This is a genomic window from Desulfofundulus sp. JL263-se, assembly GCF_056316025.1.
Genome location: NZ_CM149993.1, coordinates 365,536 through 379,470 on the forward strand (window position 1 = coordinate 365,536; position 13,935 = coordinate 379,470).

At 44.1% G+C, this 13,935-nt stretch carries 14 protein-coding genes; all 14 read right to left on the bottom strand.

From position 1 onward, the window contains the following. Positions 1–96 precede the first annotated feature (96 nt). Positions 97–666: a D-sedoheptulose-7-phosphate isomerase gene (locus tag ACX4JR_RS01845; RefSeq protein WP_476059358.1), complete on the bottom strand. Its 570-nt coding sequence runs from the start codon at positions 664–666 to the stop codon at positions 97–99. 62 nt (positions 667–728) lie between these two features. Continuing rightward, the gene (locus ACX4JR_RS01850) at positions 729–1,835 is read right to left on the bottom strand and encodes a glycosyltransferase family 9 protein (protein ID WP_476059359.1); all 1,107 of its coding nucleotides are present in this window, start codon (positions 1,833–1,835) and stop codon (positions 729–731) included. Positions 1,836–1,886: 51 nt separating this feature from the next. After that, on the bottom strand, positions 1,887–3,107 hold the full coding sequence (locus ACX4JR_RS01855; protein WP_476059360.1) for an O-antigen polymerase: 1,221 nt from the start codon (positions 3,105–3,107) through the stop codon (positions 1,887–1,889). Positions 3,108–3,158: 51 nt separating this feature from the next. After that, positions 3,159–3,998: a glycosyltransferase family 2 protein gene (locus ACX4JR_RS01860; protein ID WP_476059361.1), complete on the bottom strand. Its 840-nt coding sequence runs from the start codon at positions 3,996–3,998 to the stop codon at positions 3,159–3,161. Between the two features lie 17 nt (positions 3,999–4,015). Continuing rightward, a complete protein-coding gene (locus ACX4JR_RS01865) occupies positions 4,016–4,912 on the bottom strand; it encodes an FkbM family methyltransferase (RefSeq protein ID WP_476059362.1) in 897 nt (298 codons plus the stop codon). A gap of 16 nt (positions 4,913–4,928) precedes the next feature. Beyond that, on the bottom strand, positions 4,929–6,038 hold the full coding sequence (locus ACX4JR_RS01870) for a glycosyltransferase (RefSeq protein WP_476059363.1): 1,110 nt from the start codon (positions 6,036–6,038) through the stop codon (positions 4,929–4,931). 24 nt (positions 6,039–6,062) lie between these two features. Next, the gene (locus ACX4JR_RS01875; protein ID WP_476059364.1) at positions 6,063–7,391 is read right to left on the bottom strand and encodes a hypothetical protein; all 1,329 of its coding nucleotides are present in this window, start codon (positions 7,389–7,391) and stop codon (positions 6,063–6,065) included. A 21-nt stretch (positions 7,392–7,412) separates the two neighbouring features. Then, on the bottom strand, positions 7,413–8,372 hold the full coding sequence (locus ACX4JR_RS01880; protein WP_476059365.1) for a sulfotransferase: 960 nt from the start codon (positions 8,370–8,372) through the stop codon (positions 7,413–7,415). Between the two features lies 1 nt (position 8,373). After that, positions 8,374–9,675 (bottom strand): flippase, encoded by a 1,302-nt coding sequence (locus ACX4JR_RS01885; protein ID WP_476059366.1) that lies wholly within the window; start codon positions 9,673–9,675, stop codon positions 8,374–8,376. 12 nt (positions 9,676–9,687) lie between these two features. Beyond that, the gene (cysC, locus tag ACX4JR_RS01890; RefSeq protein WP_476059367.1) at positions 9,688–10,290 is read right to left on the bottom strand and encodes an adenylyl-sulfate kinase; all 603 of its coding nucleotides are present in this window, start codon (positions 10,288–10,290) and stop codon (positions 9,688–9,690) included. A gap of 23 nt (positions 10,291–10,313) precedes the next feature. Then, positions 10,314–11,753 carry an undecaprenyl-phosphate galactose phosphotransferase WbaP gene (wbaP, locus tag ACX4JR_RS01895; protein WP_476059368.1) on the bottom strand — a complete coding sequence of 480 codons (1,440 nt, stop codon included), beginning with the start codon at positions 11,751–11,753 and terminating at the stop codon, positions 10,314–10,316. A gap of 27 nt (positions 11,754–11,780) precedes the next feature. Next, positions 11,781–12,437 (bottom strand): CpsD/CapB family tyrosine-protein kinase, encoded by a 657-nt coding sequence (locus ACX4JR_RS01900; RefSeq protein WP_476059369.1) that lies wholly within the window; start codon positions 12,435–12,437, stop codon positions 11,781–11,783. A 14-nt stretch (positions 12,438–12,451) separates the two neighbouring features. Beyond that, a complete protein-coding gene (locus tag ACX4JR_RS01905; protein WP_476059370.1) occupies positions 12,452–13,147 on the bottom strand; it encodes a YveK family protein in 696 nt (231 codons plus the stop codon). Positions 13,148–13,150: 3 nt separating this feature from the next. After that, positions 13,151–13,786, bottom strand: coding sequence for a sigma factor-like helix-turn-helix DNA-binding protein (locus ACX4JR_RS01910; RefSeq protein ID WP_476059371.1), 636 nt, complete (start codon positions 13,784–13,786; stop codon positions 13,151–13,153). Between the last annotated feature and the right edge of the window lie 149 nt (positions 13,787–13,935).

Genomic DNA, 13,935 nt, shown 5'->3' on the forward strand with positions numbered 1-13,935 from the left:
AAATTATTCTTTTAATAAATAGAACTTAGCTTGGAAAATTTCCCCCAAATTTTGGGGGAATTTTCCCACGGAAAAATTATCTTTGTTAAGCCACGCTTAGCTTGGAAAATTTCCCCCAAATTCAATTAACTGGCATAAAATGTGTCCGATTAATATATGCGCCTCCTGGATGCGGGCCGTGTCATCGGAGGGTACTTTTATGCAAAGGTGACATACTTCATTGAGCCTGCCCCCGGTCCTGCCGGTTAAGCCCACCGTAACGGCGCCTTTTTTCCGGGCCCATTCCACTGCCTTGACAACGTTGGGGCTGTTCCCGGAGGTGGATATACCCACCACCACGTCATCTTTACTTACCAGCGCCTGTACCTGGCGGAAAAAAATTTCCTCAAAGCCGTAGTCATTCCCCACTGCCGTGAGTATGGACGTATCGGTGGTCAAAGCTACCGCCGGCAGCCCGCGCCGCTCCTTTTTAAACCTTCCCACCAGCTCCGCGGCCAGGTGCTGGCTGTCGGCCGCGCTGCCGCCGTTGCCCATAAAAAAAATTTTTCTTCCTTTACTTAAAGCTTCTTTGCATATTTCCCCCAAATGTTCAATTTCAGGGACCAAGTTTTCCTTTACCCTTTGAATAACCAGTAAATGCTCGGTAATGCATTTTAGCGCCACCATTGTTGGCCCTCCAGTCTGAAAAAAGACAACCTTTGAAGGATGTCTTTCACTGCCTGTATTTTTTAAGGCAAAAATTTTAAAATCTCGTCGTAAACCCGGTCAACGCTGAAATTAAGCATGCACAAGTTGTTTTTACAAGTTAAGCGGCCGCAGCCGCCGGGAGGAGAACAATGTACTTTATTTCTGAGTAATTTAATTTGGTCCGGCTTAATTTGCAGCGGGCCCCACTGGCTTATTTCCGTGGCACCGCTCCATAACACAATTCCCCTTGTTCCAACCAGGCCGGCCACGTGGGCGAAAGCCGACTCCAGGCCCAAAAATAACGTGGCATTCTTGACAATTTCTATTGCATCCAATAAATTGGCTTTTCCGGCTGTTACCTTTACCCGGGGTAAGCTTTCAAAGCCAGCGGGGCCCGTTTCATCAAAATCTTTTTCCGTGCCCATTACTACCACCGGAATTTCTTTGGATATTTTTTTAACAAGCTCATGGAAGTACTTTACAGGCCACTTTCTTGCCGGCGCTCCCGTGCCGACGTGCACTGCCAGGTAGGGTGGCTCATACATAAAGTCATTCTTTTTTGCAGGGATTAAATCAGGCTCCCATTCATCCATAATATCTTTATTTAAGCCGCAAAATTTTAAAAATGCAGCACCGGTTTCTGTTATATGTTTTCCAAAGGGATATGGAAGGCGATAATCTAACAAAAACCCTCCTCCGCCGGCGTCAAAGCCAACGAAACAGGTCAACTTTGAAAAAAACTTGAAGAAGAATATATTACGGAAGTCCCCCCTGAGGTCGAAGCCCAAATCGCTGTCTATCTTGCATAATGATTTAATAAACTTTATATAATTTGTTTTTCCCGTCCTATCAAAAAATGGCGCGTCTGCAACATAAACTTCATCTATAAATGAACATGATTTTGCAATTAAAGAATTAACTGAATTAACAGCCACGTTTATTTTCCAGCCCGTATGTTTCGAAAGAACGTGAAGAAACGGCAGCGTTAGGATAAAGTCGCCTATATGCGCCAGTTGTATTACGCAAACCGAATGTATCTTTTTAAAATTAATTTCAGCTTCTTTCGCAAATATAAAACCTATATTATCCACCAATCTTATAATTCTTTCTTTATTTTTTTGCCTGCTGCTGAACCGGTATTTTCTCATCTTAAAACACCTAATTTATCCATTTTCCAGCCTGGGTCCGGTTCGTTTTAGTTAAACGAGTAACAAGGCTCCAATAAAGAATAAGTATGCCGGGAAAAGGCGAGTGCTTGTGAAATAATCAATTCGCATAAACTCTAACAAGCCAATAAACCATACTGAATATAAGGCCGTGGCAAATTTATTTTGAGAGGCCAAGCGATAAAGTATACCAGAGAAAAAACCGAAGAACAGGGCTACAATAAATGCTCCGGGCAATCCAAAATCAATTATCCAATTTCCGATTGCAGTCGCTGTATTAAATTCTGGATTCATTCCATACTGGAATAAAACCTGTGGAGCATGAATTGGGTCAAAACCCGTTAAATTTGTATACATATCTCGTAGACCCGGAAAGCGCCAGATGCACTGAAAGGTATAATACAATGGAGTAGCAAAAGCGAAATTGTCAGCAAAGAAAAAAGCATTGTTTATACTTGTCATATAATACCCTAGAAATCTAATTACCCCCACTTTAATTAAGTCCCCTATGGAAGCCCATTCCTTATACAAGAAAGATCGGCGTAATTCATTAAGAACGAAAAAGCTGGTTACTAAAACAGTAAAAATCAAGATATAGCTGAGCGCTCTGGTCCATTTAATTCTCTTTGAGCTAAGAATAAGAAAAGTTAAAGGAATTACCAGTTCTAAAAGAGCCAGTCTTTCAGAGAACAGAAAAACGCGTAAGGTAGCCAAAAATAAAATAATTCCGATGAGTATACGATCGGCTCGTGCCGGCCGGCTGCAGCAAATCGCGAGGGGAATAGCTGTTACCGCTACCTGAGTCAGGGTAGTAATTCCTGGAACGGTTTCTAAAATAACCCTTTTTACATACCACGGGTTAACAAGATAAATAGAAAGAAGGTTTGCTATCCCTCCTGCCCGTTGTATCCCTAATCCAAACCATATCAAATGAGCGATTATAGAAACTGTCATTCCAATACGAATATACCATCTTGGAACAAAAACCGTACCGGCTATCTGCTGTGATTTTGCCCTGGGCAATAGATGGGAACCTATCCACCCCCCTATACAGAAAAGGAGCAAAATACTACAAAAATAGGTTGTTTGCCAGGGATCGGACAGCATCTTTGGTTCGCTGTACCAGGTTTTAAACAAGGCCGGTGGTATAATCAAATAGATTAAGAAAATAGGAAAATAAATCCAGATCACAAGGGTATAAGGAGATGTCAATAAATAAAATATATTTCCAGGTTGCGGCAATAATTTTCTCATTTATAGCTCCCCCACCTGGTGGGATGCCCCCTCGATTCCGGACAAATAGTCTCAGGCTAAATAGCCGGAAACTCGCCCTTTCAAAGTTTCCCAATAATATCTGGCTCTATTGATATTCCCCTTGGCCAAGGCCAGTAATACGCCTCCCAGGGGGCGGAGCCAATAATAAGTAATAAACCAAGGGGGATAATTATGCTTTCGTAATACCCGTCCCATTCCCTGCCCATATCTCCGGGCACGCTCTAAAGCCTTGGCGTTATACTGTTGAATAGGTTGAGGGTGATAAATTAAAAATTCCGGCTTGTAATAAAAACGAAAGCCGGCTTGAAGAGCGCGTAAAATAAAATCATCGCCTTCATGCGCCCCCCAGGGGGTACCTGCCCCGGGACCAAGCTTTTCATCGAATCCTCCAATGCGTTCAGCAACCGTTTTACGCACAAATATGGAAAATTCAACACTTCTCGTCAACTCATTAAACCTGTTAATCTGCCCTTCATGTTTATCCCAACGCCCCAGTGAAGGACGTCCATCAGCATCGATTGAACGTCCTGTGACACCATCCCACTCCGGATGTTTGCTAAAAAAATCCGCTACTCGCTCTAATAAGTTTGCCGGATACCAGCAGTCATCGTCTGGAAAGGTTACAATATCTCCACTTGCATGTTGCAGACCTGTATTGCGTGCACGAGATACTCCTTTTTTGTTAATACGGAGGTGGAAAACCGGAAAATGCTCGCGATGGGCTTGTAAAATGGTTACCAAGCGGTCATCCGGGTTTTGATCTACCACAATAAGCTCAAAATTGCGATATGTTTGAGCGTTAAGGTTTTTAAGAAATTGCTTGGGTTCTTCTGTTCGGCCTATAGTTGCCAGCACTAACGAGAATTGCATATATTCCACCTTCCGTCTTAACTCTGAGCAATTATTGCGCGGGTGCAATATAAATTACCTACATCTATCCCCATTTGATCCAGGTTTTCTTTTACGTCAGAGTCCACTTCCACAAGGCATCGATTCTTTTCATCGATGAGCGTAACTTTAAATCCCAACTGTTTCAGTAACTTAACCAGGTCATTGGGATCGCCCTTACTATCACGAAAGGTATGCGAGTTGAGTTCACAAAAAATTACTATATTCGGGTTTGCTCGGCGAATCGTTTCTTGCATGCCTTTTAATGCCAAAATTTCCGCTCCTTCTATGTCTATCTTAATTACATCCACGGCAATTGTGGGTTCGAGATAATCATCCAGGGCGATTATTTCCACAGTGGTTTCTTGGCAGTTTTTCAAGCGATGCTCAGAGCTGAATAAACTGCTTTCGGCAGCATCCCTGGCCAAAAAAAAACTGGATGTTTGTCCGGATTGTGCAGAAACTGCTTTGGGTACGACAGTGACACGGTCAAGAAAACCATTTGTTTTTATGTTGCGAATTAAGTACGGGTAGTTACGAGGATCAGGTTCAAATGCTTGAACTTTTCCGTAAGATCCCACCTGTCGCGCCGCTATAAGAGTATAAATTCCTATATGTGCCCCAATGTCTAAAACGATCATTCCAGGCCTGATCGATTTCTTGAATAACTCCATTGTAAAAGGCTCATATTCGCCGTTGCATAATGGAGAGATAGGGTACAGATGATGTTTCAGCGAATAATTTATCCTTAAGCCATCGAATTCTATCCAGGATTCGTCAGGAAAGACAGGCAGGCAAAAGTGCTTCAAAATCCATTTCCCCAATCTATTTACCGGGTGTAATCCTAGTTTCCTTATCACGTGTCCGGCACGAAATACAAAATACATCCAATTCATTGCTTGAACCTCCAAATCAATCTATACCTATAACCTCAAGGTATTGGTTAACTATCCGTTCAAGCCGAAAAGCTTCTGCTCTCGCCTTCAACTTTTCACGTTCCGGCTCAGAAGAGAGTGTGTGAATGATTGCCTGCGCAAGGGCTTCCGCATCCCCTACGGGCACAAGTTTGCCGAGCCGCCCGTCTTCTAAAATTTCTCTTGGGCCACTGGGGCAGTCTGTTGAAACCACAGGTGTACCCAGGGCCATTGCCTCAATCATGGCATTGGGCAGGGCCTGCCATCTGGACGAAAGGGCAAAAACCGCGGCGAGTTTCATATAAGCATATGGATTGTCTACAAAACCAGGTAGTTCTGCTTCGCCCTCCAGGCCCAGCTCTTGTATTAGAGCCTCCAACTTGGGGTGTTCATCTCCTTCACCCAGGATCATCAGCCGCGCTGGGAGTTTTTGCCGAACCAGGGCAAAGGCCCGTATCAGGGTAGGGAAGTCCTGCGCCTTATTAAGCCGTCCCGCTACCCCTAATACAACGGGGGGACTTCCGGGATTAAACCAGGGGTGCTCCACCGGGACCCTTGCTTTCTCAAAGAGCTCCCGGGTAATTACAGGATCATGTATCACTTTAATCTTTTCAGGAGGAAATCTTATAAGCTCACTGAGGTCTTTAGCATTCCCCTGTGAGACTGCTATTAAAACGTTCGCCAAAGGGAAAAAGCGGCGAACCAGGTAGGGCATCAACCGTTCCCTCAAATAAGGGGAATTAGCAATGGCTAACCCCACATTAGTATGTATACTTAAGACTATGCGGGTTGATACCCGTGAAAGTATTTTAGCCCAAACCGGTATAACATTTAATTGGTTTAAGGCAGCAATTAATACTCTTGGTTTTTCTTGCCGCAAGTAGCTTATCAGCGGCAAAAGACTTTTTACTGCTCTGGAGACTTTAAGATCCACGAGTCGAACCCCGGGCGGGACCTGAGCGGGTGAAGTTCCCATGTTATTAATACAAACCAGGTCCACATTGAGGCCCCGCTTTGCAAATTCTTCAGCCAGTCTTATTCTCCCACGCTCAGTTCCTCCACCGCTGAGTGACTTAATCAAAATAGTTATATCCTTCTTATATATCATTTTTTTGTAGTTTCCATCCTTTCTTCATTTTGGTGCTCTTATTGCGGCGCCCGCCATTAACCCCTTCCGTATGGAATCTGCTATACCCTGAGACTTCCAGCCGGAAGCCCATGTGGCATAGCGGCCGACTTGATATATATCATGTAACTCTAAAGCTTTTAACGCCTTTTCTACCCACTTTGAGTAAGGCCAGGACCAGGTGTAGGCAATGTCAATCCAAGTCGGATCAACCGCTTCGGCCTCTTTAATCCATTCCCATTCTTGGAGTTCTTTAATAACCTTGTGACAAAGATCTCGGACGTTATCGTTACTTGGTTGTTGCCCTCCCGGATATGCTTTTTCTACATATATACTTACTCGCTTTTTATCCGTCCGGGAAGAAGCCGGCAAAAATGAAGTATCAACGTTGCTGTAAAAACCAACTCTATGAAAACCAGCTTTTGACTGTGGGATATATACCCAGTGCTCTTCTGGAGTCCGGTGTCCCTTGATAGCTCCAATGTTTATAACAAGTACCGAAACATAGGGATCAGCCTCCACACCCACATCTATACCTGTTATTTCTATCATTCGATTAAGGGGTAACGTAGACAGTATAGACTGATAAGGTAACATTTTTCCGTCTTCAAAATAGAGCACTTTCTCTTTGGGGTCGATGTTTATGACCCGTTTCCCGTAGCGGACATCACATCGTGAACTTATTTGCAGGGCCAGGTTATTGAGCCCTTGCTCCGGATAGACAAAGTTGACGTTATATCCCGCAGCAGGGACTTCGCTAAAAGCTCCCCGGATGGCCAGTTTTATATCTATAGGGGATTTGCCATCGTCTTGAGCGGTAATCTTGTTCCACAGGCCTGCAGTATAAAGTTTGTGAAAAGGGTCAAAAAAAAGTTCATATAAAGTAGGGCCGAAATTCTTTTGCAGCCAGTCCGCCATCGTAATTACAGGTTGGCTGGCTTCTGCCCCCCTAACTATTTCCTGCAGGACTTGAGCAGCAAGTTTTGGACCAAGATACCTTAAGTTATACTGAATTGGATAAGGAACCAAAAGATCTTGATTTGGCAGGTAGACAGCTGATTTCCGTAAATAAAACTTTATCGGAGTGAAAGAACGAATACAGCGAAGCACTAAAGCATCCCCGCTATGAATCCAATGTCCCCCGCCGATTTCGAAACGATAGACCTCATTATCGTCCGGCGTGGTGTATAAACGCGTACTGGACCCGGGATGTATGTAATAAGAAGAACAGATCCCGCCGGGCAATTCGGTTGCTTCAAAGATTGGCAGACCTGATGCTATGCCTGCAGCGAGACCTGTCATGCCTGCTCCCAGAATATAATCTCTGCTTTTCACTTCCGTCTCCCCTTATTTGCTCTAGCAACTACGTGCATTTCCTTTACTGAAGTAACCGTAGTGAAGTAGAAGTGGCCATGTTAGAGCAGTTATAGCAGTGCGCTTATGAACGGGCATTTTTTGCTCCCATTCTAAATCGGAGCGCACCTGTATTTCTCCTCTTTTAAAGCGTATAGGGTTACCTGAGGCTGTATGGTTAATACCTAAGTTAACTCTCTGATTATCAATAAAAAAATTGAGGTTTGGTGATTCCAGTTTTAAGTGTTTAAAAAGCTTCAGTATCATTTCTCGTGGGTGACTGGTCAGGTCTTCGTAGCGAACGATCGTATAATGTGAGACAATAATACCTAAAATTTGAATAAAGCTATTAGATAAGTTCCAATCTACGGCACTTTTGAAAATACCGGATTTCTTCATATAAGCTTCCTTCCAATAAACTGCAGGCTCCCGTTTTTTTCGCATCTGAGAATAGGCCACGGCACGGCTGTCACGAATTAGGTGTACTACGTGCAAATCAATATCTTGAATTTCCTTTAAAATAAAACCATGAGGTGGCGCTTTGGAGGAATCTATAAGAACTTTGCTGCCTGAGATTTTTTGGACTGCTGTATAAAGATGTTTAAAAATCTCCGCATATTCACTAAGCATCGACTGAAATTTCGATGACCGCAGTACTGGAAAAACCAATTGAGGAATATATCGTTTGCGAGCTACAGAATGCTGTAATTTTAAAAATTCTTCTGGATCTACCCTGCTGAATCCGCCAAACGCCTCTTCAATTACTGCGTTCCAAAATTTACAAGACCTGAAGGGCTTACCGCATCCACAGAGCCTGTTCATCATAAATCCTTGCTGCCATATAAGGGTTAACTCCCCTAATGAAATGAAACCATCCACCTCGCCTAGAATACGATCTAACAAAGTACTTCCGCTGCGGGCGGCTCCTCCTATGAAGATAATTTTTAGCTTTTCATGGCTCATATCAAACTCCTCGCTGACCAATATTCAAAGCAGTAGAATTGATACCCACTTTTTTACGGACCCATATCGCTAGCAAGGTATTCCAAATTATTAAACTAATGGTACTTGCCAGTGCAGCTCCTTCAACGCCCCAACGGGGTATCAGAACAGCATTAAGTATCATGTTGACCACTGCGGCGACTCCAGTACCTCTGGCTGTATCCCTTTCATATCCGGTCATATTTAGTATCAGTACAACTGATCCCATACCGGCATTTACCAGCTGTCCTAAACTCAGAATGGCAAGAGCCACGCTTCCGCCGGTAAATTCCTTGCCAAAAAGTAAAAGAATCCAGCGCCCGAAAATTATCAGCCCAACCGCAACAGGTAAAGAGCCAAGAAAAGCTAATCTGGCACTTTTCGTAACCACTCGCTGCAGGCGCTTCATCTCCCTCCGGGCATAAAGACCGGCGACAATAGGCGCCAAAGGCGTGTTGACGGCCATTAAAACGAATGTAACCAAAGCTGCTCCTCTTCTTGCGATATCGTAAATGCCAGCGGCCTCCGGCCCCAGCATGCTTCCCATCATAACCACGGATATTTGCTCGTTAATAATTCCCATCATACCAACAAAAAGCAAAGGGAGGGCATTCCAAAGCCAGATACGAGTATGGTAATTGGGAGAAGCTTTTTTTATGGATTTAGAAATATGCTTTTTTAGCAGTACCGTTCCGATAAGGCAGGCAATTCCGGCCGCAAAAGCCTGTATTCCAACAGCCGCGGAGGCAGTAAGGCCATCGAAAGTAAAATATACGATTCCTGCTAAAACAAGGAACAAGGTGGGAAGAATCAGAAATTGAGGGAGTTGAGCTTGAACCACATAACCAAATCCCTGTATGCCTCCCTGTCTGAGACGTATCAGTGCAAGAAAAGGTAAAATAATTAAGGCGGTCCGGAGAGCCATACCCACCTGCGGTTCTAAGTAACCTTTAAAACCCCAGGTAATAAGCGCTCCCAGTAACGTCAGCCCCACGGAAACAAGGAGAACTAATCGGTTTGACCAGCGCAGGAGGCCGTGTAAGCATCCCCAATTCGATTGAGCGCGATAGCGTGCAACTTCGCGAGTAAGGAGGACGTCAAGGCCCATTACTGCCGGAATGCTTAGTATATAAACCCAGGAAATGGCGTAGGCATAAACACCGTATCCTTTTGCCCCTAAAAGGTGAGCGAGAACAAGGCTTGTAGCGAAAACAAGTCCGGTTGATACCACTTTGAGGATAAGTGTTCCGGCTGCTCCTTTTATAAATTGAACTCGTAATACCACGGGTATTTCCCTCTATAATTTGTTCCATTGATTCAGATAACTCATTATCTCGTTAACGGCCTGTTCAACATCAATTTTATGGGTTTCCACCACAATTTCCGGTTCCAGGGGCTCTTCGTAAGGTGCGGTTATACCGGTAAAGTTACTGACTTTACTGCTTCGGGCCTTGCGATAAAGGCCCTTGGGGTCCCTGCGCTCGCATTCATGCAGGGGGCATTTTACGTATACTTCAATAAATTCCCCGGGCTTAAACAGCCGCCTGGCCATCTTTCTATCTGTTCTGTATGGTGAAATAAGTGCCGCTATCACCACGATGCCGGCATCTACAAAGAGTTTAGCCACCTCGGCAATCCGCCGGGTGTTTTCCCGGCGGTCTTTTTCGGAAAAACCAAGGTCCTTGCACAGTCCCCGGCGGACATTGTCACCGTCAAGTAAGTATGTGCGGATGCCCCTTTCGTAAAGTTTGCATTCCAGGGCGTTGGAGAGGGTGGATTTGCCGGAGGCCGGTAAGCCCGTGAACCAAAGGACAAAACTTTTATGCTTATTCAATTTCTGTCTATGCTCTTTGGTAATTGCAAACGGCTGCCGCACCAAATTATTTGCCGCTTTTTCCAATCAAGACATCTCCTTTGGATAACTTAATACGCCCCCTTGCGCGCCAGAACCACACCAACGGTACGTATAAGCAGGGTAATGTCCAGCCACAGGGACCAGTTGCGAACGTACCACGTGTCAATTTGTACCCTTGTTTTATAATCCACATCGTTTCTTCCGTTAACTTGCCATAAGCCAGTGATTCCCGGTAAAACTTGATAGTAATAACCGATCTTGGAACCGTACCTGGCAATTTCATCTTTTACTATCGGCCTGGGCCCCACCAGGCTCATGTCACCCTTGAGGACGTTAAATATCTGGGGCAGTTCGTCCAGGCTTGTTTGGCGTAAAAACTTTCCCACCCGGGTAATGCGCGGGTCATTTTTTAATTTAAAATCCCTTTGCCATTCCTCCCGGGCCCTTGGATCCTTTTCCAGCAGTTCCTCCAGGACTTCCCGGGCATTGCTGACCATGGTACGAAATTTCAAACACTTAAATTTCCTGCCGTTTTTGCCTATTCGCCGGTGAGCGAATATTACCGGGCCCCTGGAATCAATTTTTATGAGTACTGCTATTACGAACATTAACGGCAACAGGCAAATAAATATTAACAACCCTGCCGTTAAATCAAAGATTTTTTTTACAATTACGTTGAATTTATTATTCAGATTATTTTTGACGCCCAAAAGCAGAGTGCGTTCATTAAACAGGTACTGCGCATTTATGCCTTCCATGGCCATACCGAAGAGATCGGGTATTATCAAAAGGCTATTTACTTTACGCTGCAGCCTGTTAACCAGTTGAACCAGCTTTTGTCCCTGCAGTCCGGGGGCTGCTATGATAACGTCATGAACGCCGGTTCTTTCTATTATTGTTTCAGCTTCATTAAAGCCTCCCAGAACCGGCAGTTTTTGTCCCGAAGGCAGTTTGGGAGGGTGTAATTGTTTTTCTTTATCATCGTCGAGAAAACCCACCGGCATATATCCCATGGTGGGCTCGCGGGAAAGGGCGTTAATGATGAGTTTTCCCGTTTCTCCCGCACCCACAATGATAACCGGCCTTATCCAGATGCGTAATTTTACCAATATTAGCTTGCCTGCATAGTGTAATGCAGGTAGTACAAACAAGCTGGCGGCCCACGCCAGAATAACCAGGCTTTGTGAAGTTGCATCACCTGAATTGGCCAAAAACAATATAAATATGGAAACTGAGAACGTCAGGGTGGATGTTTTTACTATCTCACCGGCCTCTTGCCAAAAGGGAAGGCGTTTCGTATACGACTTTTCGAAGGCAAAAAAAATACACCCTAACAGGGGTATCCACCATAGTGAATCCAGCACATGGAATAAAGTTATTTGCAGCCTGGTTTGGATTAAAACAGGTAATATTAAAACCCTTACTGTATAAGCAATTAAAATGCACAAAGAAAAAGCGCAAAAGTCGCTTATAACCAGCAAAGGGGTAGCCAACAACTGCCGCTTCATATTATCACCGGCTCAATATAGTGGGCGTTAATGGTAGTAATAACCCTTTGATTTAGGTCTCATCGCCTTATTGAGGACTACGCCCAAGATTTTAGCCTTTACGTTATTCAGGATCTCCTTGGTTTTTACCGCCTGTTCAATGGGGGTTTTGCCGCTTTCAATCACCAGTAATACGCCGTCCGTAACGGCGGCAATAAGAGCCGCATCAGCCGTGAGTAATGCCGAAGGGGTATCGATAATGACGAAGTCAGTGTATTCTTTCATTTGCAGCAGTAGGGTTTTCATTTTGTTTGAGCCCAGTAGTTCCGCCGGGTTGGGCGGGATACAGCCGGTCGGTAAAATTTGCATCCCTTTTACTTCTACATCTGAAACAGCCGCCGGTAATTCTACATTTCCTAAAATAACATTAGTCAGCCCCGGTTCCGGGTTAATATCAAACAATTGATGCAATGAGGGATTGCGCAGGTCACCGTCCACAAGCAAGACCTTTTCGCCGTTTTGGGCTATTGTTATGGCCAGGTTGGCAGCGGTTAAGGATTTACCCTCCGAAGGTGCCGGGCTGGTGATTACCACTGTTTTTAGAGGGTTATCCGGTTTAAAAAATTTTAAGTTGGCGGACAATATTCGGTAAGCCTCGGCCTCTAAGGAGTGCGGCCTGTATAAAGGAACAAGTTTTTTATGCATAAAAAAACCCCCGCTTATTTTTTTAAAGTGGGGATTATACCCAGTGTGGGCAAATCAAGGTAATTTATAACGTCTTCGCTGGAGTACAGTTTTCGATTTAATGAATCAAGCAGGGTAATGATTCCCAGGGCCAGCATTAAGCCTAAAATTACGGATACAAAAATATAAATTTTCAGGTTGGGCTTACATGGCGACCGGGGAATCCTGGCAATATCCAGTACTTTTATGAAGTTAGAGGGCATTATCCTTGTAATTTCATCAATGGTGACATTGGCAAGGTGATTGGCCATGCCGGCGGCCCTTCTCGGGCTGGTATCGGTTACACTCAGCTCGATGAGCTGAGTGTTTTTTATTGGATTAGCGGTAATTTTTCTTTTAACGGTTCCCGCATCCATTTTTAAATTAAAAGTTTGAATAAGATCTTCAAGTATTTTGGGGCTTAACGGTATTTGGCTGTAGGTATTAATCAGCTGGTTGGCAATTAAGATATCCTGATATTCTACGATCTGCTTATCAGAATAGTCTCTTCCAACCATTAATATTGTCGTTGCTTTGTATTCGGGAGTAACAAAGTATTTAGCGTATACAAGTGCCGTTGCCATGCAGAGTATTGGTACTAAAATAAGTATCCACGTATATTTTTTGAGGATTCTCAGGTAAGCTCTTAAATCAATTTCCTTTTCCATTTCCCTTTCTATTTCCCTTTCCATTAATTATCCTTTCCCTTCGCCTGTTTTTTTAAATTCCAATTGTCTTTGTATCTCCTTGAATTCTTGCCAGGTAACTTTATATACGGCGCTTTCGTCGTCCCAGAATGTTTGTATGGGGGTGATTTTATTTTGGGAAAAAAAGTGCCTTAGTTGCTTGCGCTGTTGCCCGGATAATCTCAACAATATTTTTTTTTCGCTGTTTTGGCCCCCGTATATTATGGCTTTGAGGTGTTTCGCCCTTTCTTTAAAAAGTTCTCTCTGCGCCCCTCCCGCTGCAGCCAGCTGAAACCGGTTTTCCTTTGTTTGTTCCTGGCCGGTTCCGTAACGTTGATACATAAGGGAGATAAAGCCGGGATCGTTTTTTATTTTATCTTTCAATTCCTGGGCGGGTGACAGCCCCGTGTTTTGGGCATGCTCCGCCCCGGGCTCGATTTTGTATGTATATCCCAGGTCTTTGGCTTTTTTTCTGATTCGGGACAGCTGTAATGCTACATTTCTGGCCTCAATCCCCAGTTTCCCGGCTATTTCCTTGTTGCTGAGATTTTTACGGGCTAACTCGTAGATGGCCCTTTGCTGTTCACTTAGTTCTGACGCGGGTATTTCAGGAAGCTTTTGTCTTTTACGGCCAGCCAGTGGCAATCACTCCTGTTTTGGGGGAATTTTCCTACGAAAACGTTATCTTTTAATAAGTAGAACTTGGCTTGGGAAAATTCCTCCAAAATTTGGGGGAATTTTCCTACGAAAACATTATTTTAAGGAATACTTCAGAAATCACTATATGAATTTGA